Raw genomic sequence first — 27000 nt, 5'->3', positions numbered from 1 at the left:
TCAGTGCTCCGCGGCCGGTTTGGCCGGCTCGCCCTGGGCCGATTCCGCCGCGGCCGGTTCGGTCGGCGTGGCCGGGTCCTTGCGGCGGCGCATGGCGTTGTCGCGGATCTCGTCCTTGGTCAGGAAGTTGACCTGATCGATCAGCACTTCGTGCACCAGGTCGGCGCCGACACGGGCATTGACGGTGTCGCGTATGGCCTTGCGGAAGGCATCGAGATCGATGGTTTCCTTCTTGGTGAAGTCGATCTGCGGGTTGGAGTAGAGATAGGAATAGACCTGATCGGTCATCAGCGCCTCGGCCGGGATCGACATCTTCTTTATCTCGGCCGGCTCGACCGTGTAGACGAGCTTGGTGAGGAAATAGCCGTCGATCTTGGAATTGCGGATCAGCGGCACCGAGATGATGTCGGTCTTGACGTAGTCGAGACCGCCCAGCATCGGCTTCGGCGTCTCGCCGACACCGCGCTCGCCGGCTGCCTGGAACGAATAGAACACGGCGCCCAGCGTGGCTGCACAAATCCAGATCGCGGCGGCGATGAATTTGATCACCGGCTGTTCCCGCCTGTTGCCGAGATCATCAGCTCGCCCATCCGAATTCGCCGGCCGAGTAGGTGCCGTCGGCTTCGGCGCGCTGGATGGCGTTCTTCAGGAGCGTAGCGACCTCGTTGACCGCGTTGAGGTGGGCGAGGATCGCGGCCTCGTTCTTCGCCAGTTTCTGGCGCAGCCGCGCCAGGCTGTCGCGGTGCTCTTCCAGGAATTCGATCTCGTTGGCGCCCTTCATGGCGCGGGTCAGCTCGTAGAGGTAGCGGCTCTTGCGGGCGTTCGAGGCCTTGAGGTCATAGCTTGTGTCGTTCTTCAGACCCGCCGTCTCTTCCTCGACCGCCTCCTCGATGCGGCCGATGATGGCGGCAAGGTTGCCCGGCCGTGCAAAGGGGATCGGCGCCTCGGAAGTACGTGCCGGCAGGTTGGAAGAGAATTTTGAAAAATCGGCCATTGAAAATCCTGGTCTAGATCTTGATGTCGGTTTTGATGGTCGTCTCGTCGCCGGTCATCGACCGTGCGGCCTTGCGCTGCAATTCCTCGACCAGCGAGGTGGAGAGCCGGGTCTGCTGGTCGATCTCGGTCTTGTGCGGCCCGGTTGACACCGGCCCGATCGGCACTGTGCGCTTGCCGTCCTTGTAATGGTCGGCGAGCAGCGATTTGGCGATGCCGATGCCGCCGCGCTCGGCCATGACATCGGCGACGCGCTCGGCCAGCTGCGATTTCCACATGTCGCCGGCCAGCCCCTTGCCATAGACCCCCTCGGTGTCCTTGGGCAGCATGTTCTGGATGAAGGTCTGCAAGACCATCGCCTCGAACTTCTTGAACTTGTTGGCGGGATCGGCACCTGCTGCGGCCTTGTCGGCCGTGGCGCGCGACAGGATCGAGCCGGCATCGACCGAAGCCGCCATGTCGACAGAGAAGGCGCCGCCAACGCCGTTGGCCCGCTTGCTGAGCGCGGCACGGGCAGCCTCGATATCCGTCGGGTCGACGGCTCGGGCAACATCGAGAACGATGTCACTGGGTGGAGAAATCGCCAAGAAGTCCGCCTCTTTGCCGGGTTTCCTGAGCGACCATGCCGCAACAAGCTTGTGGCAGGCTTGCGCGGAATGCAGGCCTGTTGGCAGCCTGAACTGGTCGTCGTCCAGTTCCTCCGTCGAAACCTCATAGCAGTCGGCTTAATCGCTTGAGTCTCAATAGATTGCGCTCACACTCTATATGAGGTATAGATTATGAACGCAATCTAAGAAACGGAGATGACGATGCGCGTGAGTCGGGCCCAAGCTGCGGAAAACCGCCAAGCCGTGATCAATGTGGCAAGCCGCCTTTTTCGGGAGCGAGGCTTTGACGGCATCGGCCTTAAGGATCTGATGAAGGGTGCCGGACTGACCCAAGGCGCCTTTTACAAGCAATTCGCGTCAAAGGACGACTTGGCTGCGCAGGCATCCAGGCGGGCGATGGAGAGCGCCACCCACCGGTGGTCGGCCGCAACAGCAGCAAACCCCGAGAATCCGCTCGACGCAGTGATCTCGTTCTATCTCAGCATGGATCATCGCGAAGAAAAGATGGACGGCTGCCCGGTCGTTGCACTCGGCTCGGATGCTGCCAGACAGGGTGCCGACGTGAAGGCGTCATTCGAAGCCGGGATCAAGGAGTACCTTGAGATGCTCGGCAGTTGGGTTGGCGAGGCCGACGGCGATGAGGCCGGCGGCAAGGCCATGGCCATTCTCTCGACAATGGTCGGCGCGGTGCTGCTCTCGCGGGTCGTCAACGACCCGGGCCTCGCGCAGGCTTTTCTGGATGCGGCGACCGATCAGGTTCGCGAAGCAGTCGCCGCTTGAACGGCGTGGACAGCGCTGTCGGGGCACCCAAGTGATAGGAGAATAGATGCGACGGATTGTGGCTACAGGCATGGGGGCGGTCACGCCCCTTGCTGCCGATGTTGAAGCGTCCTGGTCGCGTCTCCTGGCCGGCCGCTCGGGCATCCGGAGGCTTCCGGACGATGTGGTGGGCGACCTGCCCGCGAAGGTCGGCGGGGTGGTGCCCTCCATAGAAGAAGATCCGGACGCTGGTTTCGATCCGGATGCTGTCCTGCCGCCGAAGGATCAGCGCAAGGTAGATCGGTTCATTCTCTTTGCGCTGGCGGCGGCGGAAGAGGCGCTTGTGCAGGCAAAATGGAAGCCGGGCTCGGAAACGGATCGCCTGCGCACGGCCACGATCATCGCCTCAGGGATCGGCGGGTTTCCCGCCATCACCGAGGCGGTACGCACCGTCGACCTGCGTGGCGTCCGCCGCCTGTCGCCCTTTACGGTGCCGTCCTTCCTGGTGAATCTTGCTGCAGGCCACATCTCGATCCGCCATGGCTTCAAAGGCCCACTCGGCGCGCCGGTGACGGCGTGCGCGGCCGGCATCCAGGCGATCGGCGATGCGGCTCGTCTTATTCGCGCCAATGAAGCCGATATTGCCGTGTGCGGCGGGACGGAAGCATGCATGAATATCGTCAGCCTCGGTGGGTTTGCCGCGGCACGCTCTCTTTCGACCTCCTTTAATCACCGTCCTGATGAGGCCTCCCGACCGTTCGACAAGTCGCGCGACGGCTTCGTCATGGGCGAAGGAGCCGGCATGCTGGTCATCGAGGAATTGAGGCATGCGCTGGCGCGCGGCGCAAAACCGCTCGCCGAGCTTGTCGGCTACGGGACGACCGCGGATGCTCACCACGTCACTTCTGGTCCTGAGGACGGCGACGGTGCGCGCCGAGCCATGGAGATCGCAATTGCGCAAGCAGGGATTTCGCCGCACGAGGTTCGTCATCTCAATGCGCATGCGACCTCCACGCCAGTAGGCGACCTGGGTGAGATCGAGGCAATCAAGAGCGTGTTCGGGCGCGATTACGCGATAGCTGTCAGCGCAACGAAATCGGCGACCGGACACCTGCTCGGCGCGGCTGGCGGGCTTGGTGCCATCTTCGCGATCCGGGCGCTCAGGGATCAGGTCGCCCCGCCGACCCTCAATCTGGGCGCGGCCGATCCGGCCGGCGACGGCATCGACTTCGTCGCAAACGAGCCCCGGCCAATGGAGATGGAGTACGCGATCTCCAATGGCTTCGGCTTTGGCGGCGTGAATGCCAGCGCCTTGTTCAGGCGCTGGAACCACCCGGTGGCCTGACGCGCGCGCCAGAGGCAGTCATGACGGACGCCCTTTGCTCCGACCTTTCATGCTTCTCCAACTCCGATCCAGCGCAAAGAAGGAAATGATTTCCAATGAACAAGACCAATCCTGGCGTCGCCCTCGTCACAGGGGCATCCTCCGGCATCGGGCGCGCAACAGCCAACACCCTACGGAACGCCGGCTTTCACGTATTCGGAACCAGCCGTCGCACGGCCTCCAAACAATCCGACGGCGTTACCATGCTGACCTGCGACGTGACCGACGACGCGTCCGTTGCGAAAATGGTCGATGACGTTCTGGCCAACACCGGACGCATCGACCTGCTTGTCAACAATGCCGGCATGGGTCTGTTTGGCGGCGCGGAGGAGTCCTCAATCGCGCAGGCTCAGGCGCTGTTCGAAGTGAATGTCTTCGGCGTTTTTCGCGTGACCAACGCGATCCTGCCGGCAATGCGACGCCAAGGGAAGGGCAGAATCGTTAATTTGAGTTCGGTCCAGGGGTTTATCCCGGCTCCCTATTTCGCGCTTTACGCGTCGACCAAACATGCCGTCGAGGGTTATTCCGAATCGCTCGATCACGAATTGCGCCCGTTCGGCATTCGCGTTTCGTTGGTCGAGCCCGCCTATACCCGGACATCATTCGAGGACAATCTCGCCGCGCCCGATCAGTTGCTTGATATCTATGACTCCGCGCGCGCCGGCATGACTACAACTGTTCGGAAAGCGATGGAAAAAGGCGACGCGCCCGAAGTGGTAGCCAAGACCATTTTGGCCGCTGCGATCGATCCCGCTCCGAAGAAACGCTATGCGGCGGGCAAAATGGCGCGCCAGGTCAGTCTTCTGCGCCGTTTCGTCCCCGCGTCCGCATTCGACAAAAGCCTGCGAAAGCAGCTCGGGCTGCCGGTCTGACGAAAGGACATTAAGATCGCGCAGGCCCAAAGGGTATCGAGCGCCAGTCGGCGTGGTAAAGGCTGGTTTCGGGTCAAAAGCAAAAACTCTCGCCGCTACTCCTGCCCCCGCTTCTGGGCGATCAGATCGAGCCGGTCGCGGTCGGAGCGTTCGCGTTCGTCCTGGCGGCGCACATCCTTGTAGGCGCGCTCGACCATGTTGGTGCGCGCCGTCGCGGTGGCGATCAGGCCGACCTCCTGCCTGGCGCTTTCCAGGCTTGCTTCCTGGCGGACCAGGGCATTGGCGATGCGGCGATGGTAAAGGTCAGGGAACAGCACCGCCATCGATTGGTCGGCGTCGAAATGCTGGACCAGTTCCTTGGCCTCGGTCTCTGCGGATGCCGCCGCAGCCACGAAGCTCGCATGGCGGGTCTCGTGCAGGGCCTTCAACTGCTCCTGTACCTTGACCAGTTTCTTCAGCCGTTCCTTGCGCGTGGTCATCTCACCTCGCCAGCGTCAGGTCGACGAAGCCGTCGACGAACAGCGACAGCATGGTGCCGATGGCGAAATAGAAGATGATCATGCCGCCGGCAATGACGAAGGGAAGCGAGATGAAATAGACCGGGATCTGCGGCGTCAGCTTGTTGACGAAGCCGATCGTCAGGTTGACCAGGATGGCATAGGCGACGAACGGGCTGCCGAGCCGGAGCACCAGGAAGAAGGCGTCCGACACCGTGTCGGTGACATCGACCAGGGCTGCCTGCGGGTTGAAGAACACGTTGACCGGCGCCACCGTGTAGGAAGCGACCAGCGCGCGGATGATCTCGTGGTCGAAATCGAAAACGAAGAGCAGCAGCAGCGCCGAGAACGAGATGATGGCGGCGAGCGCCGCCTGCGGTTCCGGCTCCTCGATGGCGGGGCCGCCGGTGCCGCCATAGCCGATAAGCATGGCGATGGCCGAGCCCATGAAGCGCAGCGCCTCCATGTAGAGCCTCGTCATGGCGCCGATCAGCCCACCGACCAGCAGTTCCGAAATGATCATCGGCGCCAGCACCTGCGGGCGCGCATCGACGAAGGGAAAGATCTTGTCCCACAGGAAGGCGAGCAGGCCACCTGTGGCGGCGATCGACACGAACAGCCGGACCTGGACCGGCACGCGGGCGCTGGACAGGCCCGGCATCAGCATGAAGCAGGCGCCGATGCGGCAGAAGGCAAGGAACGCGGCGATGACGACGCCTTGCGACAGTATGTTCACGAGATCGTCCCGAGCACCTTGATCTCGACGCCCTTGGCGATTTCGACATGGGAGAGAACAGGAAGCGTCGTGAACAGTCGCTCGATGATCATGCGCACATAGGGCCGCGCATCGGGCGCGGTGACGAGGACAAAACGCTCGCCGGCCTCGAGATGTTTGCGGATCGCCTTGGTGGCGTCCTGGCCGAATTCCTCGAGCTGGCGCGGGTCGATGTCGAATTCGCGCACCTCGCCCTTGGCGTCGCGCTTGAGGCTCTGGTGGAAGGCGAGGTCCCAGCGGTTGCCGAGACGCAGCACCTTGAGCATGCCGCCTTCGGAGAGATCGCCGCAAATCTGCTGGGCCATGCGGATGCGGACATGCTCGACGATCTGCTCGGTGCGGCGCACATGCGGCGCGATCTCGGCGATGGCCTCGATGATCAGGTGCAGATTGCGGATCGAGACGCGCTCGGCGAGCAGCAGTTTCAGCACCGCCTGCAGGCCGGGATAGGAGATGTGCGAGGTGCAGATCTCGTCGGCGAGCTTGCGGTATTCCGGATCCTGGCGTTCGAGCAGCGCCTTCATGTCCTTGTAGGACAAAAGCTGCGGCAGGTTGTTGCGGATCACTTCGGACAGATGCGTGAGCAGCACCGACATGTTGTCGGCAAAAGTGTAGTTCTCGCGCTTCAGATCCTCGGCGAAGGTTTCGAGCACCGAGAAGGCGCGCATGCCGAAGGCCGGCTCGCGGATTTCTTCGCCCGGTACGTCAGGCAGGTCGCGGGTGCCGAGCAGTACCATGATCTCGCCGACACGCATCTGGTACTCGGCGACAACGGTGCCGTGGACCTTGATCTGGTAGCTCTTCGGCGGGATGCCGAAATCGTCGGCGACGCGCACTTCCGGCACGACGAAACCGTATTGCGTGGCAAACTTCTTGCGCATCTTGGCCATGCGGAACACCAGTTCCTGGTGCGACACCAGCAGCCGCGTCGACAGCTGCTTGCCGATCAGCAGTTCGATCTCGGCGGTGGTCAGCGAAGCCTTGACCGAGTTCTTCTCCTCCTCGACCTTGTTCGCTTTTTCCTGGTCCTTGAGCGCCTCGACGGCGGCAGCCTCTCGGTTGGCGCGCATCGGGATGACGTAGCCGAGGCCGGCCATGCCGGCGGCGAGCGTGAAGAACGGGAAGAACGGCAGGCCGGGCATCAGGCCGAGCAGGACCAGCAGCGAGGCCGCGACATAGAGTGCGCGCGGATGGGCGCCGAGCTGGCCGAACACCGCCTGGTTGGTCGAGCCCCGCGTGCCGCCCTTCGACACAAGCAGGCCGGCGGCGAGCGAGACGATGAGGGCCGGGATTTGGGTGACGAGGCCGTCGCCGACCGAAAGCTTGATGAACACGTCGGCGGCTTCGCCCATGCCCATGCCGTGCCTGATATAGCCGATGGCGATGCCGCCGACGATGTTGATGGCGGTGATGATAAGGCCGGCAATGGCGTCGCCGCGCACGAACTTCGAAGCGCCGTCCATCGAGCCGAAGAAGGACGATTCTTCCTCCAGTTCGCGGCGGCGCAACTGCGCCGTCTTGTCGTCGATCATGCCGGCGGACAGATCGGCGTCGATCGACATCTGCTTGCCGGGGATGGCGTCGAGGGTGAAGCGGGCGCCGACTTCGGCGATACGGGTGGCGCCCTTGGTGATGACGATGAAGTTGACCACGATCAGGATCATGAAGACGATCAGGCCGATGACGAAGTCGCTGGCCATCACCAGTTTGGAAAAGCCGGCGATGACATAGCCGGCGGCATGCGTTCCCTCATTGCCATGCGACAGGATCATGCGCGTGGTGGCGATGTTGAGGGATAGCCGCAGCATGGTGGCGATGAGCAGCACGGTCGGGAACGACGAGAAATCGAGCGGCCGCTGGATCCACAGCGCCACCATCAGGATCAGCACCGACAGCGCGATCGAGAAGGCGAGGCCGATGTCGATGAGGAAGGCCGGGATCGGCAGGAACAGCACGGCCAGAATGATGACGATGCCGATGGCGAAGAAGACATCGCGGCCGTTCTTGGCCACTGTTCCCGTCGCTAAGCTTTCGCTGATCGCCATAACGTCCCCGAGCCATGAACTGCCCGAAAGCAGGGCAGCCCTTCGAGCCTAGCCGGCCAAGCTTGCGCGAGGGTGGGAGACTGGCTACTGCCGGCAGGTCATAGGCTTGAGGAGAAAAAATATGCTGGTGATCATCGGCACTATCCGCCTGCCGGCGGAACGGCTCGACGAGGCAAGGCCGGCCATGCAGCGCATGATCTCGGCCAGCCGCGCCGAGCCGGGCTGTATCGACTATTCCTATGCGCAGGACGTGCTCGACGCCGGGCTCATCCATGTCACGGAGGTGTGGAGCGACAGGGCCGCACTTGACGCGCATTTCCGCTCGCCGCACATCGCCGACTGGCGGGCGAGCTGGGCGGCGCTCGGCATCGGCGAGCGCAACCTCATGCTTTATGAGGCCGGCGAGCCCAAGCCGACCTGATCGCTCAGCGGCAGTCTTCGTCGATATCGTCCCGATCACCGTAGCGCCAAAATGGCGCCACAAGCAGTCGGCATTGCGATTGCCACGCAATGCCGCCGGGCGTAACAGGCACGGCAGCTTTCATCCCTCGCACATCGGCGAGCTGCCTCGTGTCCGCCATAAGCCACCGCCAAGTCTATGCCCGCCGCTTGCGCGCGGTTCTGATCCGATCGATCCCGCTGCTCGAAGCGCGCGGCATCGTCATCGTTGCCCTGGCCGGCGTCGTCGGGGTGATCTCGGCGGTGCTGGTCACCGGCATGAGCGAGGCCGTGCAAGGCCTGCATTTCCTTTTGTTTGGCGTCCAACCCGGCGGCCGTCTCTCCGGGATGTTTTCCCTGCAAAGCCCGTTCCAGGCGCTGATTCCGGCGATCGGCGGCATCCTGCTCGGCCTGACGGTGATCTGGCTGCGGAAGCGGAAATTCCGCACCCCGGTCGACCCGATCGAGGCCAACGCGCTCTATGGCGGGCGCATGTCGCTCACCGATACGTTCATCATCGCCGGGCAGACAATGATCTCCAGCGGCTTCGGCGCTTCGGTCGGGCTGGAGGCGGGCTACACGCAGGTCGGCTCCGGCCTAGCGTCGCGGCTGGCGCGTGCGCTGCGGCTGCGCCGCAACGATGTCCGCATCCTGGTCGGCTGTGGCGCCGCCGGCGCCATCGCCGCTGCCTTCGACGCGCCGCTGACCGGCGCCTTCTATGGCTTCGAACTGATCATTGGCATCTATTCGGTCGCCAATGTCGCGCCGGTGATGACCGCCGCGATCTGCGCCTCGCTAACCGCGGAGATGTCAGGCGTGGTGCCGTTTCCGATGGAACTCTCCGGCCTGCCGGCGCTGACCGCCAGCCAGTATCTGCCGTTCCTGCTGCTCGGGCTGCTGGGCGGGGCAGCCTCCATCGCCATCATGCATCTGGTCAGCCTGGTCGAGCGCGGCTTCGCGCGGCTGGCGATCGACGGCTCGTTGCGCCCGATGATCGGGGGCATCGCCGTCGGGCTGCTGGGGCTGATCACGCCGCAGGTGCTGTCCTCGGGCCATGGCGCGCTGCATCGCGAATTCGCGATGAACTACGGGCTCGCGGTCGTCGCCAGCGTCTTCGTGCTCAAGCTCGCGGCGTCCGCGATCTCGCTCGGCTCGGGCTTTCGCGGCGGCCTGTTCTTTGCCTCACTGTTCCTCGGCGCGCTGCTCGGCAAGGCCTTCGCCGGCGTGATGGCCATCATTTCGCCGGCGACCGGCATCGACCCTGCGGTCGCCGCCGTCGTCGGCATGACGTCGCTTGCCGTTGGTGTCGTCGGCGGACCGCTGACGATGACGTTCCTGGCACTGGAATCGACCCGCGACCTGACGCTCACCGGCGTCGTGCTGGCGGCCTCGCTGATGGCGGCGATCCTGGTGCGCGAGACCTTCGGCTATTCCTTCTCGACATGGCGTTTTCACCTGCGCGGCGAGACCATCCGCAGCGCCCATGATGTCGGCTGGATGCGCAATCTGACGGTCGGGAAAATGATGCGCCAGGATGTCCGCACCGTCGATGCCGCAAAGACACTGGCCGCGTTTCGCAAGGACGTGCCGCTGGGTTCGGCGCAGCGCGTCATCGCCGTCGACGAAGACCAGCATTATGCCGGCGTGCTGATCGTCGCCGAGCTGCACAGCGACCCCTCGGACGACGACACGCCGGTGCTGGCGCTGGCCAAATTCACGGATGCGGTGCTGGTGCCGACCATGAACGTCCAGTCCGCCGCCGAAACTTTTCAGCGCGCCGGGGCCGAGGAGCTGGCCGTGGTTGAGGATTTCGACAATCGCGTCGTGCTCGGCCTGCTCACCGAAAGCCATCTGATGCGGCGCTACGCCGAGGAACTCGACAAGGCGCGGCGGGACCTGTCTGGCGAAGAGTAGGCCCCAGCCGGCATCTCAAAATCTCCCCGACTCAGCGCTTGCCAGCTGTACAGTGTCACTGTACAAACTGTTCAGTGGGAGAAAGACGGGATGAGCACCAACCAGTCTCCGGTCAAGAATGGCGCCGCTTCGACAGCGACACATGCCCATCAAATGCTGGGCCAGCGACTAAAGAGCCTGCGCCTTGGCCGCCGGCTTTCGCTGCGCGAACTCGCCGAGATGACCGGAACCAGCGCCAGCTTCATCAGCCAGCTCGAACGCGGCCTGACCGGCGCCAGCACCGCTTCGCTCAACCAGATCGCCTCGGCGCTGGGCGTCAGCGTGGCGATGCTGTTCGAGGACAGCTCAGCCGGCCAACACGGCGTGCTGAGGCGCAGCGAGCGGCCCAGCCTGCCGCCCAGCGATGGCTGCCGCAAGATGCTGCTCTCGCGTCCCCCCTTGAGCGACATGGAAGTCTATATCGGCGAGTTCGAAATCGGCGGTTCGACCGGCTCCGATCAATACACGCATGGCGACGCGCACGAGATGCTGGTGGTGCTGCGCGGCGTCGTCGAGGTCTCGCTTGGCGAGGCGCGTCACGTGCTCGAAGAGGGCGACAGCGTCGAATACACCACCGCTACCCCGCATCGCACCGAGAACATCGGCAGTGGCCGAGCCGAGGTGATGTGGATCATCGCGCCGCCGACTTCGGTGCGCGCCGAACTCGATCAATACACGGCCTGGAAACCGCTCGCGGCCAGGTAGGTTCATGCCAATGCGGGCCACAAATGGGAGAAAGACAATCATGCTGAAATCAAGACATCTGGGCCTTGGCGCCATGCTGGCGCTTGGCGTGCTGGCAACCGCGGCACTGGCGCAGGAAAAGCCGGTGGCGGGCGAGGTCAAGGAAGGGTCGCTCAAGGGCAAGACCCTGACGCTCGTTTCCTATGGCGGCATCTACCAGGACGGCCAGGCGGCCGCGCTGAAAGAGTTCGTCGAAAAGTCCGGCGTCACCTTGCTCAATGACGGGCCGACCGAGATCGCCAAGCTGCAGGCGCAGGTCGAATCCGGCAACGTCACCTGGGACGTCGTCGATACTGACGACCTGCCGCCTTACGTCTACTGCGGCAAGCTGTTCCAGAAGCTGGATCTGACGAAGCTTGACGTCTCGAAAATCCCGGAAGGCCAGGTTGGCGAATGCTCGGTGCCGGCGATGAACTACGGCGTCGTGCTGATGTACAACACCGAGAAGTACAAGGATAATCCGCCCAAGAGCTGGGCCGACTTCTTCGATACGGAGAAATTCCCCGGCGTGCGCGGGATCGACGGCTCCGGCAGCCCGACCGGCGGCTTGCTCGAACAGGCGTTCAAGGTCGCCGGCGGCGACCCGAAGGCGATGACGGTGGCCGATATCGACAAGGCCATCGATGTGGTCCGCAAGCTCGGCCCCGATACGATTTTCTGGAAGACGGGTGCTGAATCGCAGCAGCTCGCCGAATCCGGCGAGGCCGACATGCTGATGATGTGGACGGGCCGCGCCATGACGGCGGTGAAGAACGGCGCCAAATATACGCCGGCCTGGCAGGATTGGCTGGTGGTGATGGACCAGATGACCATCCCGGTCGGCGTCAAGGATACGGACGCATCCTATGCCCTGCTCAATGCCTATCTCGGCAAAGGCGCGCAGGAGATCCTGGCGCAGCAGACCTCCTACACGCCGATCAACAATGACGCGCAGCCCAAAGTCGATGCGTCGGTCGCCGCCTTCCTGACCAACACGCCAGAGCGCCAGAAGCAGGGCTACAAACAGAACTTCAAGTTCTGGGTGCCGAACTTTGCGGTGGCGCAGGAGAAGTGGGCGGCGCTGATGGCCGGCAACTGAACAGCTAAGTGAGAGGCAGATCGTGAGCGCGTCCGACCCCATCGCCCAACCCGTCGCCGATGCGCGGCCGGGTCGGGCATGGCGGCCGTTCGCGCTCGCGGCGCCGGCGCTTATCCTGCTCATCGCGGTGATCGGCTATCCGCTGTTCACCATCGTGCTGCGCAGCCTGTCGGAGCCCGAGTGGGGCCTGCAGAATTACGCCTGGTTCTTCGGCGCGCCGGTGAACCTCACGGTGCTGCAACGGACCTTCACCATTTCGGCCTGGGTGACGCTGGTCTGCGTCATCGCGGCCTACCCTTACGCCTATCTGATGACCGCGGTCGGGCCGCGCGTCCGCCTGGTGCTGGTGCTGTGCGTGCTGATCCCGTTCTGGGTGAGCGGTGTGGTGCGCACGCTGTCCTGGGTCATCCTGCTGCAGGATTCCGGCGTCATCAATTCGCTGCTGCGCGCGGCCGGGTTCAGCGGCGTCAAGCTGATCCGCACCCAGACGGGTGTGGTCATCGGCATGGCGCAGGTGCTGTTGCCGTTCATGATCCTGCCGCTCTATTCGGTGATGCAAGGCATCGACCTCAGGTTGATGCGGGCGGCGCAAAGTTTAGGCGCACGACCTTCCCGAGCGTTCTTCACCGTCTACCTGCCGCTGTCGCTGCCCGGAGTCTATGCCGGCGCGATCATCGTCTTCATCCTGTCGCTGGGTTTCTACATCACGCCGGCTTTGCTCGGCGGGCCGCGTTCGACCATGCTGTCGACGCTGGTTCAGACGCAGGTGCTCAGCCTGCTGCAATGGGGCAGGGGTGGCGCCATGGGCGTGGTGCTCTTGGTCACCACCTTCGTGCTGCTCGCGCTTGCGGCACCGGTGATGCGGTCCAGGCATCGGGAAGCGGGGCGACGCTGATGGAGATGAAGCCGCTCACCCGCGTTTTTCTCGGCCTCGTCTGCCTGCTGGTGGCGATATGGCTGGTGGCGCCGACACTGGTCGTGGTGCCGATGTCGTTCAACGAGAACAAGTCGCTGGCGTTTCCGCCGCAAGGTTTTTCCTGGCAGTGGTATGAGAATTTCGCCACCAATCCGGACTGGTCGAACAGCTTCCTCAATTCGCTGAAGGTCGCCTCGATCGTGGCCGTGCTGGCAACGGTGCTCGGCACGCTTGCCGCCTTCGGCCTCGACCGCATGAAGGCGCGGCCGGCGAACCTTTTGCGCATGCTGATGCTGACGCCGATGGTGGTGCCTGGCGTGGTGCTGGCCATCGGTATCTACGCGGTCTATCTCGACACGCAGCTCGTCGGCACGCTCACCGGCTTCGTGCTTGCCCACACCATCCTTGCGCTGCCCTTCGTGCTGATCGCCGTCTCGGCCAGTCTCGAAGTGTTCGACAGGCGGCTGGAGACGGCTGCGGCGAGCCTGGGTGCGGGCGCGCTCACCACATTCCGGACGGTGACGCTGCCTCTGATCGCGCCCGGCGTGGCGTCCGGCCTGCTGTTCGCCTTCGCCACTTCCTTCGACGAGATCGTCGTGTCGCTGTTCATCACCAACCCCTATCTCAAGACATTGCCGGTGCAGATCTTCGCTTCGATCACGCGCGACGCCGACCCGACGGTCGCCGCCGTCGGCACGATCCTGCTTTTCGCCACCACGATCCTGATCGGCGGCGGAATGCTTCTTCTTGGCCGCGAGCGGAAAGGACGCCAATGAATCCGGTGCAGGCGAACAGGGGCGCGGCGATCGATCTGGAATCGATCAGCAAAGCCTATGGCGGCTTCAAGGCGCTGGATGGAGTGTCGCTGCGCATCGAGCCAGGTGAGTTCATGACGCTGCTCGGGCCGAGCGGCTCGGGCAAGACGACGACGCTCAATGTGATTGCCGGCTTCACCGACGTGACCAGCGGCAAGCTGCTGGTCGGGGAAAAGAGCGTCGTCGGCGTGCCGGCGCACAAGCGCAACATCGGCGTCGTCTTCCAGCATTATGCGCTGTTTCCGCATATGAGCGTCGGCCGCAACGTCGCCTATCCGCTGACGCTGCGCGGCGTCGACCAGGCGGCGCGACAGGCGCGCGTGGCCAAGGCGCTCGACATGGTCAAGATGGGCGATTTCGCGCATCGCTATCCCAGCGAATTGTCGGGCGGCCAGCAGCAACGCGTGGCGCTCGCCCGCGCCATCGTTTTCGACCCGCCGCTGCTCCTGATGGACGAGCCGCTCGGCGCGCTCGACAAGAAGCTGCGCGAATGGCTGCAGCTCGAGATCAAGCGCATCCATCGCGAGCTCGGCACCACCTTCGTCTATGTCACGCATGACCAGGAAGAGGCGCTGGTCCTGTCGGACCGCATCGCCGTGTTCAACCGTGGGCGCATAGAACAGGTCGGCACCGGCCGACAGCTCTATGACGAGCCGGCAACGCTGTTTGTCGGTCGCTTCATCGGCGATTCCACGGTGCTGCGCGGGCAAGCGCGCAGCGACGGCACCAGCACAGCGCTGAGCATCGCCGGCGAGACGGTGACGGCGCCGCGCAAGCTATCGGGAGAGGCCAGCCCGGTGATGCTGCTGCGCCCTGAAAAGCTCAGCCTACGCCGGCCAGGCCAAAGTGCTGCCAATGGCGGCAATCGCCTGTCGGGGACGATCGCTGAAGCCATCTATCTCGGCTCGGAATCGAAATACGAAGTGAAACTCGCCGACGGTTCCGCCGCCATCGTGCGCTCACCGCTGACCGGCGAGAGTTTTGGCCTCGGCGAAAAGGTCGAGCTTTGCTTCGACGGCACCGACGCCAAGCTGCTCGCCGACGACAGCACCGCCGACACCACCCTCACCTGATCCCCGTCTGAAAGTCATTCCATGCAAGCCAAGCGCAACGGCGACATATCGTTCTGGTATGCGGATCTGGGGGCGATTCCGGTGCCCAGGCCGGCCTTGCCCGGCGACATCGAGGCCGATGTCGCCATCGTCGGCGCCGGTTATACCGGCCTGTGGACGGCCTACTATCTGAAGAAGGCGAAGCCCTCGTTGCGCGTCGTCATCATCGAGCGCGAATTTGCCGGCTTCGGCGCTTCGGGCCGCAATGGCGGCTGGCTGTCGGGCGGCTTCAGCTGGTCGCGCGAAAAGTACCTCAAGACATCGAACCGGCAAGGCGTGATGGCGATGCAGGCAGCGATGGCGGGTTGCGTCGATGAGGTGATCCGGGTGGCGACCGAGGAAGGCATCGACGCCGACATTCGTCGCGTCGACAATCTGACGGTGGCGACCAACCCGGCGCAGTTAGAGCGTGTGCGCGAGGAGTGCGAGACGATCCGCTCCTGGGATGTCGACCCGAACCGTGTCGAGATGCTGGACGCCGCCGCGACACGCGCGCGCATCAACATCCGCAATGTCATAGGCGGCTTCGTCGTTCATGGCCAGGCGCGGGTGCAGCCGGCCAAGCTGGTGCGCGGGCTTGCCGATGCCGTCGAGCGGCTGGGCGTGCCGATCTATGAGAAGACGACGGTGACCACCATTGCCAAAGGCAGTGTGACGACAGACCGCGGTACCGTGCGGGCGGAAACGATCATTCGTGCGACCGAAGGGTTCACCGCCGGCATTCCCGGCGAGGAGCGGACCTGGCTGGCGCTGAACAGCGCCCAGATCGTGACCGAGCCGCTGTCGGCCGAACTGTGGCGCGACATCGGCTGGGAAGAGCACGAACTGCTCGGCAATGCGGCGCATGCCTATTGCTATGGGCAGCGCACGCGCGAGGGCCGCATCACCATGGGCGGGCGTGGCGTGCCTTACCGCTATGGTTCGCGCACCGACGTCAACGGGCAGACGCAGCAGGCGACGATCGACCAGCTGCACACGATCCTGACGACGCTGCTGCCGCAGACCAAGGGCTGCCGCATCGACCACGCCTGGTGCGGCGTGCTTGGCGTGCCGCGCGACTGGTGCACCACGGTCGGCCTTGACCCCGCGACCCGCATCGGCTGGGCCGGCGGCTATGTCGGGCTCGGCGTGTCGAGCTCCAACCTTTCGGGGCGCACGCTGGCCGACCTTGTCCTTGGTCAAAACACCGAGCTGACGAAGCTGCCGTGGGTCAACCGCAAGGTCAGGCCGTGGGAGCCGGAGCCCTTCCGCTGGCTCGGCGTGCACTCGATGTACCAGCTTTATCGCATCGCCGACGGCCGCGAGGCTGCTGGGCTTGCGCACACCTCGAAGCTGGCGGCCATCGCCGACAGCCTCACAGGCCACTAGAGCGGCTCGGAGTTTGCCGAACCACTCGAGTTTGTTTTTCACGCAATTCCAGACGGAAAACCGCTGCACACCTTTCCTGGAATTGCTCATTGCATGGAGCCGGACTTGATCGACCTTTCGACCTTCCACGATCTCGCCAAGGCCGAGATCGGCGCGTTCTCACCCAAGCCGACCTCCATCGAAGGCGATCAGGTCGAGGCCGTACGCTCGTTCTTCCAGTCACCGGACGGGACCGTCGATATCGGCATCTGGGAATGCACGCCCGGCCGCTTCACCGCCGATCGCTCGGACTCGTCGGAGATCTGCCACATCATTTCGGGACGCGTCGAGCTCAGCCGCATCGACGGCGAGGTGCGCGAACTCGGTCCGGGCGATCTGCTTGTCCTGCCGCAAGGCTGGAAGGGCGAGTGGCGAATACGCGAGACGACGCGCAAGCTCTACATGATCCAGAGCGTCGGCTGAGGGGCGTCGCTCGGTCCAGACGAAATCAGTGGTCGATCGGGCCCTTTGGTGAGACCAGTGCCGTGCCGGCGGTCGTCGGGCGCTCGATTAGGCGGCGCACGCGCGGCGGTTCGTCGCCGCTGTGCAGCGCCCGCACCCGCTCGCTGACGACCGCGTCGGCATGGGTGGCGCGCCGGTTGTGGCGGATATATTCCAGCCAGGTCGGCGTGTGGTAGTGCTCGATCCAGATCGTCGGATTTTCGAGGTCGCGCGCCAGCGTCCAGTTGCGGGCGCCGTCGCGGCGGCGGATACGCCCGCGCTCGGCCATGGTGGCGAGGAATTCGGGCACGTCCTCGTCGCGGATGACATACTCGATCATGATGGCGATCGGGCCGCTGCGTGGCTTTAGGTCGAGGCCGAGATGCGGCTCCTTGAAGCGGTTGAGCGGGTCGAGGTTGAGCGCGGTCTGCTGCGGCAAGGGCAGGAGCAGGCCGATGGCGCCGCCGACGAGCATTGCGATGCTTGCTGCGATGAGCGCGGTTTCGGCGCCATGCGCATCGGCAACGACGCCCCAGATCCAGCTGCCCAGCGCGATGCCGCCGAAGGTCGCCGTCTGGTAGACCGACAGCACCCGGCCGACGACCCAACGCGGCGTCGACATCTGCACGGTGACATTGAAGTGCGACAGGGCGATCACCCAACAGGCGCCGCCAATGAGGAGGCCCGCTGATGTCTGCCAGGCATTGTGGCTGATTGCGGCGTTGAGGGCGCAGACGGCGAAGCCGGCGAAGGCCATGCGCACCATCGTCTCGCTGGACAGCAATTGCCGCAGACGCACGCTGATCAGCGCACCGCCGACGGCGCCGATGCCGAAGGCGCCGAGCATGATGCCGTAGGTCAAGGCATCGCCCTTGACGACGTCGCGCGCCACCAGCGGCAGCAGCGCCAGAACCGCGCCGGCGCTGAAGCCGAAGGCCGAGCCCCTGACCAGCACCTTGCCGATGTTGGGCGACATGGCGACATAGCGCAGGCCGGCGCCCATGGCCGCACCCAGCGTCTCGCGCGGCAGCGACGAGACCGGCAGATCCGGCTTCCAGCGGAAGAGCACGATGATGAGGCCGATATAGCTCAGCGCATTGGCGGCAAAGGCCGCGGCCGCACCCGCAGCGGCAACGATGATACCGCCGATCGCCGGGCCGACGCTGCGGGTCAGGTTGAAGCCGAGCGAATTCAGCGCCACAGCCGCCGGCAGCTTGTTGCGCGGCACCATGTCGCCGACCGATGCCTGCCAGGACGGATTGTTGAGCGCCGTGCCGCTGTCGATCAGGAAGGTGAAGGCAAGCAGCGTCCAAGGCGTCATCCAGCCGTTCCAGGTGAACAGCGTTAGAAGTGCAGAGACGACCAGCATGAAGACCTGGGCAATCAGCATCACCTTGCGCCGGTTGAAGCTGTCGGCTATGGCGCCGGCGACGAGCGCAAACAGCATGATCGGCAGCGTGGTCGAGGCTTGGACCAGCGCCACCTGATAGGGCGAGGTGGCGATGGTCGTCATCATCCAGGCGGCGCCGACGCCCTGGATCAGGCCACCGAAATTCGACACCAGACTGGCCGACCAGACGGCGCGAAAAATACCATGCCGGAACGGCGCCAGCGCCGAGACGCGTTCGCTGTCCGGCTCGTCATCGATCATCAGACCTGTCCCACCTTCATGCGCTGGCTTCGTCCGCCGGGACGACAATCACGGCATGCGTTTGAAATAGAGCACGACATCCAAAAGGGCGAACGCCTCTTCGAAAAAGATCATGGTCCAACAACAGGGTAGCAAGGCGAAAATACGTCAGCCGGCAAGGGTTCGCTGCCCAGGGCGATGTTCTCGTTGGTCCACCGCGCCGGGTATCGGAAGGGGGTATTGACCGGGGGCGAAGTCAGCTTCTGTCGCTGGCGGCATGCAGAGCTTCGGTGAGCCGGCCGGTCGTCTCGCCGCCGGCGTGAAGGCGCAGGAAAAGCTCCATGCCGACAAGCCGCAGTCTGGAAGGTTCCTCGCGCCGCGCGAACTGGATCATGTCCTCCACGCTGGCTGTGGGCCACTTCATGGCATCGCGCAGGAAACCGCCGCGCAGCAAAGTCTCGGTGCCGGCCGAAAATTCGGACGATATCTCGAAGCCGATCTTGCGCGCCTGGACGTTCTGGCGCGGAATATGCTTTTCAGCGACCTTCCGCAAAAGCCATTTTCCTGTTTTGTCGCGGTATTTATGCCGCCTCGGCAAATGGATCGCGAAATCGATCAGCCGGTTTTCCAGGAACGGGACCCGCAGCTCCACGGACGCCGCCATGCTCAGCCGGTCGTGCCGGTGCAGGATGTCCTGTAGATGTGAATAGAGGTCATAGAGGCAATGTCCGAGGAAGGCACGATCGGCGGGCGGCGCTATCGGCTGCAAGCGGTCGAAAATCTCTGTCTGCAGGAAGTTCAGCTCCGGCGACAGGGCGCGCAGGACCATGTTGCGCTCCATTTGTGAGTGGCTTCCAGCCGAGACCTTGTAGGGCGCACGGCGCTGATGCTCGAATCGCCGATCGAGCGAGCGCTTCGAATGGAACAGACGCCGGGGCCACGACCAGGGGCGCCACATCTTCAGGCTCAAGGCCTGTAGTGGGTAACCGCCGAACAATTCGTCGGCGCCTTCACCGGTCAGCAACACCTTGACGCCGTCTACCCGGCATTGTTCGGCAAGCGCCAGCAGCCCGACATGGCTGGCGTGCCAGCCATCGCTTTCCAGATGCCAGATTACCCTTGGCCAAAGGTCGAAAAAACGATCCCTGTCGACTGGTACCCGGCGCAAGGGCACACCGACATGGCGGCCGGTGCGCTCGGCGTCTTCGGCCTCGCTGCGGCCGAGCTGCGGGTCGACGACATAACCATGGACCTCTGGCCTGAACCGCTTTGCCAGCGCCGTTATCAGGCCGGAATCGACGCCGCTGCTGCAGGCAGTGGCGACGCCGGTATCGGCGATGCAGTGAAGCCCGACGCTGTCCTTAAGCAGCGCCTCGAGCGTCGCCATGTGCTCAGCGTCGGAGGATACGTCACCGGTGATGCGCGCGGTCTCCAGCACGTCCAGCACATGCCAGAAGCGGCGCTTTTCGATACCGCCGTCGGTGATCTTCCACAGGCCGGCAGGCGGCAAGCGCTCGATGCGGTCGAACAGGCTGTAGCTGGAATCGCGGCTCTGCCAGGCCAGCCGCAATGTCATCTCGCGGCTGTCGATGTCACGCGGGAAACCGTCGCAGGCAAGGAGTGCTTTGTCCTCGGAGGCAAACAGGAATCGATCCGGCATGTCGGCCACCGACATCGGCTTGATGCCGAGACGGTCACGAGCAAGCCACAGCGCACTGTTGCTGGCGTCGAAATAGGCGAAGGAAAACATGCCGTCGAACAGCGGCACGGCCTTTTCGGGACCCCAGTGATGCAGGGCTTCGAGCACCACTTCGGCATCGCTGACGGTTCGGAACACCAGGCCTTGCGCCTGAAGCGTCTCGCGCAGCGACCGGTAATTGTAGACCTCGCCATTGTAGACGAGCACGCCCTGGCCGGATGCGGTCAGCATCGGTTCGCGGGCAGCGGGCGAGAGGTCGATGATGGTCAGCCGGCGGTGCCCGAGGGCCAGCCGGTTGTTGCTCCAGCTGTCATGATCGTCGGGGCCGCGATGCACCAGCACCTGCATCATGCGGATGACATCCGACAGGTCGTTGGCGTTGATCGGGTTTCGCTTGCGCCAGACGCCGGCTATTCCGCACATGGCCTGCCGGTCGATGTTGCCTGGATCATGACTCGCAATCTAGCTGGAACCAAGGAGGCTGCAAGCAGCTCTCGCTGCTACGCAATTCCTCAGGGAAAGCGCTACGCGCTTTTCCCGGGAAAACCGCGACACACTTTTCCTGGAATTGCTTCTAGAATCCGTTTTCGATGCGCTCGAAGATGACGTTGGTGAAGGCCGAGATCTGGCTGCCGATGAACGGGCCGGTCAGCGCCACGACCAGCATGATGGCGACGATCTTGGGCACGAAGGTCAGGGTGATTTCCTGGATCTGGGTCAGGGCCTGGATCAGCGCGATGCCGATGCCGACCGCCATGGCGACCAGCACCACCGGCGCGGAAGCGGTGAGCACCGTCCACACCGCGTACTGGACGATGTCGAGCGCGTCGGCTTCGTTCATGTGAGTGCGCCTCTACGGAACCGGGTCTAGCTGGCCGGTTTTATCGACACGCCCGCGCCGACCGGCACTTCGGTACCGTTCTGCAGCACGGCGATCAGGCCGTTGCTGGCAAGCTTGACGGAGGCTACGACGCCCGTCGTCTTGCCGTCGGCCGAGGTGATTGAACGGCCGATCAGGGCGTCCGCCTGCGACAGCGCCGAGGACTGCATGATCTGGTCGAGCTTGGTGTTGGTCTGCACCGATTGCTCGACCTGCGAGAAGGTGGCGAGCTGGGCGACATACTGCGTCGAATCCATCGGTTTCGTCGGATCCTGGTTCTTCATCTCGGCGATCAGCAGCTTCAAGAACGACTGGTAGTCGACCGCTGTCTTCGACGTCTGCTGGGTGCCCTGGTTGGCGCCCGTCGGGATTGTCGTCGTCATGTCCACATTCATCAGTATTGTGCTCCCACGGCCAGCGGGCGCTTCGCGCCCTGAACATCGTCATTGCCGCCAAGCGCGCGGCGTTCGAGCGGATAAAGCGCACGGATCGCCTTCAGCGCTTCATAGATATGGTCTTCGCCGACCATGCGGTCGATCTGCTTCAGCGCGCTGCTGATCTGCTCGTCCTCGAAGCTTGCCAAAAGCAAGGGCAGCGAGCGGCGAAACATGGCGCGCGCCTCTACGGCGCCGGCCGGGTTCATCAGCATGACCTGCAGGATGAAGTAGAGCTGCTTCAGCGGCGTCGAGGCCTCTTCGGCCTGGATGACATGGTTCTCGAGCAAAAACTGCACGTCGTTCATCAACTCGACGGTGACCTTGCGGTCGACGCGGATGACGGCGCCGTTGATGTAGATCTTCTCGTTCGGCTTCAGCGATATCTTCAGCGTGTTGGTCATTGAATGCCGTCCCGGATGATCTGGGACACTTCGATCAGGCCTTCGAAATTGTCGGTGCGGCCCTGGCGGATGTCTTCGGCCTCGCGCAGCAGCCACAGGCCGATGGAGATGAGGTTGGCGCGCAGTTCCTTGGGCAGGACATTGTCGCTGGAGCCGAGATCCTCGACGAAGGTAGTCCAGACCCGGTTGGTGAAGTGCAGCGCCTCGACCGCCTCCATCGAGGTGTGACCGACAGCCGCCGCCGCCGACAGCATTTCGATCGAGCGGGTCAAAAGCTGCCGCTCGCGATCCTTGGCATCGGTGACGGAGTCGGTCTGGATGTCGGCGTAGGAGAATTGGTACATCGTTTGGCTCTACCGTTGCGGTTGAGATTGTCAGGTCAGGTAGTTCAGCAGGCTCATCTGCTGCAGGCGCGCGGTCAGCGCGAAGGACGTCTCGATATGCTGCGTCAGGTCCGCGACACGGGTGGCGGCCTCGGCCGGGTCGACGCCTTCCAGATCGAGGATATGGCGTTCGAAGAGATCGACCTGCGTCTTCATGCGATCGCTGGCGTCGGACACACGTTTTTCGGCAAGGCCGGTCTCGGCCTGTAGCTGGCCGAGACCGCCGAGGGCCTCGCCGACCATCGCCTGGGCGCGGCCGACAACGGTGGTCTTCGCGGCCTGGCTGATGTTGCCGGAGAGCAGGCTTGTGACCATGGCGGAAGCCATGGCGAGTTTGCGGATGCTGTCGTCATTGGCGCTGGCTGAGGTCTGGGTGGTCTCGCCCAGCGAAATGCGGCTGACGATCTGCTGGTCGGTGGCATTCGACCAATTGGCCTGCCAGCCGGCGCCCATGAACTGCGGCACGACATTGCTGGTGATGAAGCTGTCCATCTGGGCGGCGGTGATGTTGGCGGCGAGCGGATCGCTCTGCGTAAAGCCGAAATAGGACGAGAAGGAAGCGTCGAACGCAGCCTTGGCGGGTGAGCCGGCGGCGGTGAAGTCGTCGATCGGCTTGACGTCGGTGTTGGTGCCGGCAAACAGATATTCGCCGTTGACGCTGGCGTTGAGGATCGAGGTCATCTGCTGCACGGCGGCCTTGCCGGCTTGCTGTGTGATGGTGCTCGAGGAATTGCCGGCGGCGGTCAACGCAGTCAGCAAATTCTGTGCCGTGTCGGAAAGCTGGCCAAGCGCATCCTGCGTCGAGGATAGCCGGGCGGTGACCAGCGAATTGGAATCGATGATGACGTTCAACCGGTCGAGATCGCGCGAGAAGGTCACTGCCTGCGAGGTGCGCGCGCCGAGCGCCAGGCCGACATCGGCGACGGTGCCGGTCGTCGATTCCTTGGTGGCTTTGACCAGTTCGGCCTGCATGCGCATCTGCTGATAGCGCGCGGCGTTGGAGAGGGCGGCTGAGGAAACGGATGTGGCTTTCATGGCTTATCCCACGGCATCGAGCAGGGACGACAGCATGTCGTCGACGGTTTTCATCATGCGCGCCGAGGCCTGATAGGTGTGTTCGAGGTCGAGCAGCAGCGACATCTCCTGGTCGACATTGACGCCGGTGTCGTTGGACAGTGCCTCGGCGGTGCGCGATGCCAGCGCTTCCTTGGCGTCGGCGTTGGTAGAGGCCTGCTGGCGCTGGCCTTCGAACCAGCCAATGGCGTTGGCGGCGTAGTCGGAGACGCTGGAGGTGACGGTGATGCCGGCCGAAGGGTCGAAAGGCATCGGCTTGTCGAGCTTGTCACCATAACCGATCAAAAGCTGCGAATAGGAGGCGTTGCCGGCGGTGTTGGCGATATAGGCGGCGCCATTGGCGCCGCCGTCGCGCAGCAGAACCGGATTGCCGCCTACGCTCGGATCCATTGCGGCGTTGACTTTGATCGAGCCGGCAAGGCCGTCGATCAGCGTGCCGGCTGCCGGGATGGCCGGCGCGCCAGACCAGGTGAACAGGCCGGTTCGGTCGGGCTGCGAAGGTGCCGTCTCGGCAAAGGCGGTGATGAGCCCGCGCGCGACCTCGTCGAGCTGGCTCTGCATGGTCGCGGCGACGCCGTCACGCAAGGTGATCAACCCGGCGAGCTTGCCGTCGGCGCTGGCGTTGCCGCCGGTGCCGGCGCTGACAGGCACATTGTCGATATAGATGGTGTTGCCGGGCGTGCCGGCGGTGTAGCCCGCCGACGGCGTGAAACTGACCGAGCGCGGAATGGTCTCGAACAGCGTCGTGCCGTCCTTGGTGGTGATGACCATGTCGTTGTCGCCGCGCGTGAACGTCGACACCGGCACATAGTCGGCGATCTTCTTCAAAAGGGCGTCGCGCTGGTCGAGTGCGTCGGACGCGTCCGTGCCCGAACGGGTTGCGGAGATGACCGCCTTGTTGGCGTCCTGGAACTGGCTGAGCAGCGATTTGAGATCGTCGACCGCCGTTGATATCTCGCCATCGGCCTGGGTGCGGAAATCCTGGATCGCCTTGGTGCCTTCATTCAGCGCGCGCACCACCTGCTGGGCCGCGTCGATGACGCTGGAACCGAGGTTCTGGTTGGACGGAGTGGAGGCGTAAAGCTGCAGCGCGTTCTGCAGGTTGCCGATCGCGGTCGAGGCCGAGGAGGCGTTGTCGACGCCGTTGACGGCAACGGCGAGGCGGTCAATGCCGCTGTAGAGCGTGCTCTGGCCGCTCCAGGCCGATTGCGCGCTGAGGTTCTGGCGAAACAGCAGGGCGTTGGCGGCGCGCTGGATCTCCACCGAGCGGGCGCCGGGCGCGCTGCTGACGACGACCGCGGTGCGGCGGGCGTAGTCGGGATTGCTAGCGTCGGCAATATTACGGGAAAGGACGCTGGTCTGCTTCGACGTGGTCTGAAGCGACTGTTGGGCTATGGTCAATGCGGAAGTCAGCGACATGCGGGTCTTTCACGAGGCCAGTGGGGAGGGGATGACGTTTCTGCCCTGTCGGCGGCGTCAGCGTTCGGAAACCTCCAATTCCAAACCACACCAGCCGGTTTGCCGGTGTGGCCTTGAATTCGAAATCCGCGCACCGCGCTGCTCCGGTTTGGGTTCATCCCACTAGCGCCCGTCGTTTATCTCTTCAGGTTGACAAGGACGTCCATGAGGTCGGAACCGGTCTGGAATACTTTCGAGTTTGCGGTGTAGCTGCGCTGCGCCGCGATCATGTTGGTCAGTTCCTCGGCGATATCGACGTTGGAATTTTCCAGCGCGCCGGAGATGATGCTGCCGAGCTTGCCTTCATTGGCAAAGCCGATGCGCACGGTGCCGGAGTCGGTGGATTGCGCATAGACGTTGCCAGGCAGTGCGGTGAGGTTGTCGGCGCTCTGGACGTCGGCCAACGGGATCTTGAACAGCGGCTTGGTCGAACCGTCCTGATACTGGGCGTAGATGACGCCGTCCTCGCCGATCTGGATCTTTTCGATCGTGCTGGGAGCGTTGCCGTTGACCTTCGCTTCGGAGACGGTGAAGCCGGTGCCGAGCTGGGTCAGCCTGGACAGATCGAGATCGAGCGACGCACCGCCCGGCACGGGTATCGTAATTGAGTCGACGGCGCCGGTGAGTTTGCCGGTGGTGGTGTCGAACGTCAGGTTGGCCGAGGCCAGCGCACCGCCCGTATAGGGGAAGGACGTGCCGGGCGTCGCCGTGGACTGGTCGAACACCGAAACCGACCAGGTGCCGGTGCCGGTGTTGGTGAAATAGACGTCGAGCAGCTTCTTGTTGCCGAGATTGTCGTAGGTGACGATCGAGGATTTCGACGTGTACTCTGCCGTCGCGCTGTTGGTGGACGGCAGCGGACCGGCGGGCGGGGTGGCGCCCGCGGGCAGATTGGCGTTGAAGTTGCCCGTGGTGCTGGGCGTCGCCGTCATTTCCTGGTCGGAAATCTCGACAGGAACCAGGCCTTCGAAACCGTTGGCGGTGGCGGCAGGTGTGCCGTTAGCGTAGCTGTAGGCCATCAGCTGGTAGCCGGCGGCGTTCACCAGCCTGCCCTGGGCGTCGGGAACGAAAGCGCCGGCGCGGGTGAGGAAAGGCGTTCCGCTGGGATCCTGGACGACGAAGAAACCGTTGCCGTTAACCGCCAGGTCGGAGACCGAGGTCGTGTACTGAAGCACGCCCTGGGCGCTGATTGCCGAGCGGATCGTGGTGTTGACGCCGCCGGAATTGTAGGCGCCGCCGACCTGCGGCATGATAAGCGTCGAAAACTCGGCCGAGGATCGCTTGTAGCCGGTGGTGTCGGAATTGGCGATGTTGTCGGCTGTCGTCGACAGGCGGTTGGCCTGTGCGTTCATCCCGGAAACGCCGGTCCGCATCATTCCGTAAAGGCTCATCGAAACGTCTCCTCAATGCCCATGTCTGTGGTCGCGAGGGTATGATTTCTGTCTTGCGCGAGGCTGGCGCAGACCGCCATCAGAACACCAGCCGGTAGCCGAGGAAGCGCTTGGAATCGATCGGATCCTGGCCGAGCTTCTCGCGCAGTTTCTTGCGCAATTTGCTGATGTGGCTCTCGACGACGTTCTCCTCGACCTCTTCGTCGAAGATGCCGTAGATGGCGTTGAAGACCTGGGTCTTGGTGACACGGCGTCCGCGGTTGCTCGCCAGATATTCGAGGATGCGGCGTTCGCGGCGCGGCAGTGGCAGCGGCTGGCCATCGATCTCGGGATCGCGTCCGTCCATGAAGATGCGCATGGCGCCGATCTCGGTGTAGCTGACGTCCTCATGGGCGCGGCGACGGATGGCGGTGATACGGGCCAGGATCTCTCTGATGTGGACCGGCTTGCGGATGACGTCGTCGACGCCGCTCTCGAACAGCCGCAGCGTATTTTCAAGCGAGTGCTGTTCGCTGAGCGCGATGACCGGAGCGCCGGTGCGGTCGCGGATCTGGCGTGGCGAGATGGCGCCTTCGCGGCAGTCGCCGATGAGGAAGGCGCGGACCGACTTCAAATCAGTGTCGGCAGCCGATGTTACCCACTCGCCGAATTCGCCAGGCGCGAAGCCCGCACAGGCGACCCCCTCGCGATCGAAAAGTGAGTTATACCCCTCAGTTACGAGCTCACGCTCGTCAACGATTACAATCATCGGCCCCGCCTCCGAATCAGATCATCTGCCCCGTGGGAAGAGGCGTAACCGGTGGCGGGAAT

Annotated in this window: 28 protein-coding genes; 12 read left to right on the top strand and 16 right to left on the bottom strand. The window is 63.8% G+C overall.

Annotated features, from left to right (window positions below; genetic code table 11):
• From AC1DXM_RS11045 to AC1DXM_RS11035, 3 genes are read right to left on the bottom strand one after another with little or no spacing between them, the layout of a single operon-like run.
• A complete protein-coding gene (locus tag AC1DXM_RS11045) occupies positions 1–549 on the bottom strand; it encodes a hypothetical protein (RefSeq protein WP_192254485.1) in 549 nt (182 codons plus the stop codon).
• 28 nt (positions 550–577) lie between these two features.
• Positions 578–994, bottom strand: a complete 417-nt coding sequence (locus tag AC1DXM_RS11040; RefSeq protein WP_477233066.1) for a hypothetical protein — start codon at positions 992–994, stop codon at positions 578–580.
• Positions 995–1007: 13 nt separating this feature from the next.
• Positions 1008–1580: a rod-binding protein gene (locus tag AC1DXM_RS11035; protein ID WP_477233065.1), complete on the bottom strand. Its 573-nt coding sequence runs from the start codon at positions 1578–1580 to the stop codon at positions 1008–1010.
• A 222-nt stretch (positions 1581–1802) separates the two neighbouring features.
• On the opposite strand from AC1DXM_RS11035, the gene AC1DXM_RS11030 reads away from it, so the two are divergent.
• From AC1DXM_RS11030 to AC1DXM_RS11020, 3 genes are all read left to right on the top strand, one after another.
• Positions 1803–2381 carry a TetR/AcrR family transcriptional regulator gene (locus tag AC1DXM_RS11030; protein ID WP_477233400.1) on the top strand — a complete coding sequence of 193 codons (579 nt, stop codon included), beginning with the start codon at positions 1803–1805 and terminating at the stop codon, positions 2379–2381.
• A gap of 46 nt (positions 2382–2427) precedes the next feature.
• Positions 2428–3705, top strand: a complete 1278-nt coding sequence (fabF, locus tag AC1DXM_RS11025) for a beta-ketoacyl-ACP synthase II (protein WP_477233064.1) — start codon at positions 2428–2430, stop codon at positions 3703–3705.
• Positions 3706–3800: 95 nt separating this feature from the next.
• Entirely contained in the window at positions 3801–4616 is an 816-nt protein-coding gene (locus tag AC1DXM_RS11020) for an oxidoreductase (RefSeq protein ID WP_477233063.1), read from the top strand.
• A 95-nt stretch (positions 4617–4711) separates the two neighbouring features.
• Here the strand turns inward: AC1DXM_RS11020 and AC1DXM_RS11015 are convergent, their stop codons facing one another.
• Genes AC1DXM_RS11015 through flhA form a run of 3 tightly spaced genes read right to left on the bottom strand, consistent with a single transcriptional unit; the run spans position 4712 to position 7933 of the window.
• A complete protein-coding gene (locus AC1DXM_RS11015) occupies positions 4712–5095 on the bottom strand; it encodes a hypothetical protein (protein WP_477233062.1) in 384 nt (127 codons plus the stop codon).
• 1 nt (position 5096) lies between these two features.
• Complete coding sequence (gene fliR / locus AC1DXM_RS11010) at positions 5097–5849, bottom strand: flagellar biosynthetic protein FliR (RefSeq protein ID WP_477233061.1); 753 nt, start codon at positions 5847–5849, stop codon at positions 5097–5099.
• Positions 5846–7933 (bottom strand): flagellar biosynthesis protein FlhA, encoded by a 2088-nt coding sequence (flhA, locus tag AC1DXM_RS11005; protein WP_192254471.1) that lies wholly within the window; start codon positions 7931–7933, stop codon positions 5846–5848. Before flhA ends, fliR begins: the two co-directional genes overlap by 4 nt.
• Before the next feature lie 121 nt (positions 7934–8054).
• On the opposite strand from flhA, the gene AC1DXM_RS11000 reads away from it, so the two are divergent.
• The 9 genes from AC1DXM_RS11000 (at position 8055) to AC1DXM_RS10960 (ending at position 16819) form a co-directional block, all read left to right on the top strand.
• Entirely contained in the window at positions 8055–8354 is a 300-nt protein-coding gene (locus AC1DXM_RS11000) for a putative quinol monooxygenase (protein ID WP_477233060.1), read from the top strand.
• 89 nt (positions 8355–8443) lie between these two features.
• Positions 8444–10285: a chloride channel protein gene (locus AC1DXM_RS10995; RefSeq protein WP_477233059.1), complete on the top strand. Its 1842-nt coding sequence runs from the start codon at positions 8444–8446 to the stop codon at positions 10283–10285.
• A 90-nt stretch (positions 10286–10375) separates the two neighbouring features.
• Complete coding sequence (locus AC1DXM_RS10990; protein WP_477233058.1) at positions 10376–11029, top strand: helix-turn-helix domain-containing protein; 654 nt, start codon at positions 10376–10378, stop codon at positions 11027–11029.
• Positions 11030–11069: 40 nt separating this feature from the next.
• Positions 11070–12146, top strand: coding sequence for an extracellular solute-binding protein (locus tag AC1DXM_RS10985; protein WP_477233057.1), 1077 nt, complete (start codon positions 11070–11072; stop codon positions 12144–12146).
• A gap of 22 nt (positions 12147–12168) precedes the next feature.
• Positions 12169–13041, top strand: coding sequence for an ABC transporter permease (locus AC1DXM_RS10980; RefSeq protein WP_477233056.1), 873 nt, complete (start codon positions 12169–12171; stop codon positions 13039–13041).
• The gene (locus AC1DXM_RS10975) at positions 13041–13838 is read left to right on the top strand and encodes an ABC transporter permease (RefSeq protein WP_477233055.1); all 798 of its coding nucleotides are present in this window, start codon (positions 13041–13043) and stop codon (positions 13836–13838) included. Before AC1DXM_RS10980 ends, AC1DXM_RS10975 begins: the two co-directional genes overlap by 1 nt.
• The gene (locus AC1DXM_RS10970) at positions 13835–14950 is read left to right on the top strand and encodes an ABC transporter ATP-binding protein (protein WP_477233054.1); all 1116 of its coding nucleotides are present in this window, start codon (positions 13835–13837) and stop codon (positions 14948–14950) included. The genes AC1DXM_RS10975 and AC1DXM_RS10970 overlap by 4 nt, the downstream gene beginning before the upstream one ends.
• A 21-nt stretch (positions 14951–14971) precedes the next feature.
• On the top strand, positions 14972–16357 hold the full coding sequence (locus tag AC1DXM_RS10965; protein ID WP_477233053.1) for an NAD(P)/FAD-dependent oxidoreductase: 1386 nt from the start codon (positions 14972–14974) through the stop codon (positions 16355–16357).
• Positions 16358–16450: 93 nt separating this feature from the next.
• A complete protein-coding gene (locus AC1DXM_RS10960) occupies positions 16451–16819 on the top strand; it encodes a cupin domain-containing protein (RefSeq protein WP_477233052.1) in 369 nt (122 codons plus the stop codon).
• Positions 16820–16844: 25 nt separating this feature from the next.
• On the opposite strand, the gene AC1DXM_RS10955 is transcribed toward AC1DXM_RS10960, so the two are convergent.
• The 10 genes from AC1DXM_RS10955 to AC1DXM_RS10910 all read right to left on the bottom strand — a co-directional run bounded on the left by AC1DXM_RS10955 (position 16845) and on the right by AC1DXM_RS10910 (position 26938).
• Positions 16845–18488 carry an MFS transporter gene (locus AC1DXM_RS10955; RefSeq protein ID WP_477233051.1) on the bottom strand — a complete coding sequence of 548 codons (1644 nt, stop codon included), beginning with the start codon at positions 18486–18488 and terminating at the stop codon, positions 16845–16847.
• A gap of 235 nt (positions 18489–18723) precedes the next feature.
• Positions 18724–20589, bottom strand: a complete 1866-nt coding sequence (gene asnB / locus AC1DXM_RS10950; RefSeq protein WP_477233050.1) for an asparagine synthase (glutamine-hydrolyzing) — start codon at positions 20587–20589, stop codon at positions 18724–18726.
• A gap of 151 nt (positions 20590–20740) precedes the next feature.
• The gene (gene fliQ / locus AC1DXM_RS10945; RefSeq protein WP_127853917.1) at positions 20741–21007 is read right to left on the bottom strand and encodes a flagellar biosynthesis protein FliQ; all 267 of its coding nucleotides are present in this window, start codon (positions 21005–21007) and stop codon (positions 20741–20743) included.
• Positions 21008–21033: 26 nt separating this feature from the next.
• Positions 21034–21441: a flagellar hook assembly protein FlgD gene (gene flgD, locus AC1DXM_RS10940; RefSeq protein WP_192254459.1), complete on the bottom strand. Its 408-nt coding sequence runs from the start codon at positions 21439–21441 to the stop codon at positions 21034–21036.
• Entirely contained in the window at positions 21441–21884 is a 444-nt protein-coding gene (gene flbT / locus AC1DXM_RS10935; RefSeq protein ID WP_477233049.1) for a flagellar biosynthesis repressor FlbT, read from the bottom strand. The genes flgD and flbT overlap by 1 nt, the downstream gene beginning before the upstream one ends.
• Positions 21881–22228 carry a flagellar biosynthesis regulator FlaF gene (flaF, locus tag AC1DXM_RS10930; protein WP_192254454.1) on the bottom strand — a complete coding sequence of 116 codons (348 nt, stop codon included), beginning with the start codon at positions 22226–22228 and terminating at the stop codon, positions 21881–21883. The genes flbT and flaF overlap by 4 nt, the downstream gene beginning before the upstream one ends.
• 30 nt (positions 22229–22258) lie before the next feature.
• The gene (locus AC1DXM_RS10925; RefSeq protein WP_477233048.1) at positions 22259–23302 is read right to left on the bottom strand and encodes a flagellar hook-associated family protein; all 1044 of its coding nucleotides are present in this window, start codon (positions 23300–23302) and stop codon (positions 22259–22261) included.
• Between the two features lie 3 nt (positions 23303–23305).
• Entirely contained in the window at positions 23306–24760 is a 1455-nt protein-coding gene (gene flgK / locus AC1DXM_RS10920; protein WP_477233047.1) for a flagellar hook-associated protein FlgK, read from the bottom strand.
• A gap of 176 nt (positions 24761–24936) precedes the next feature.
• Positions 24937–26190, bottom strand: a complete 1254-nt coding sequence (locus tag AC1DXM_RS10915) for a flagellar hook protein FlgE (protein WP_477233046.1) — start codon at positions 26188–26190, stop codon at positions 24937–24939.
• A 79-nt stretch (positions 26191–26269) separates the two neighbouring features.
• Positions 26270–26938: a response regulator transcription factor gene (locus AC1DXM_RS10910; protein ID WP_112559323.1), complete on the bottom strand. Its 669-nt coding sequence runs from the start codon at positions 26936–26938 to the stop codon at positions 26270–26272.
• Positions 26939–27000: the final 62 nt, after the last annotated feature.

The organism is Mesorhizobium sp. P3_A2 (assembly GCF_056403115.1).
This window is presented reverse-complemented; position numbering and strand designations above follow the sequence as displayed.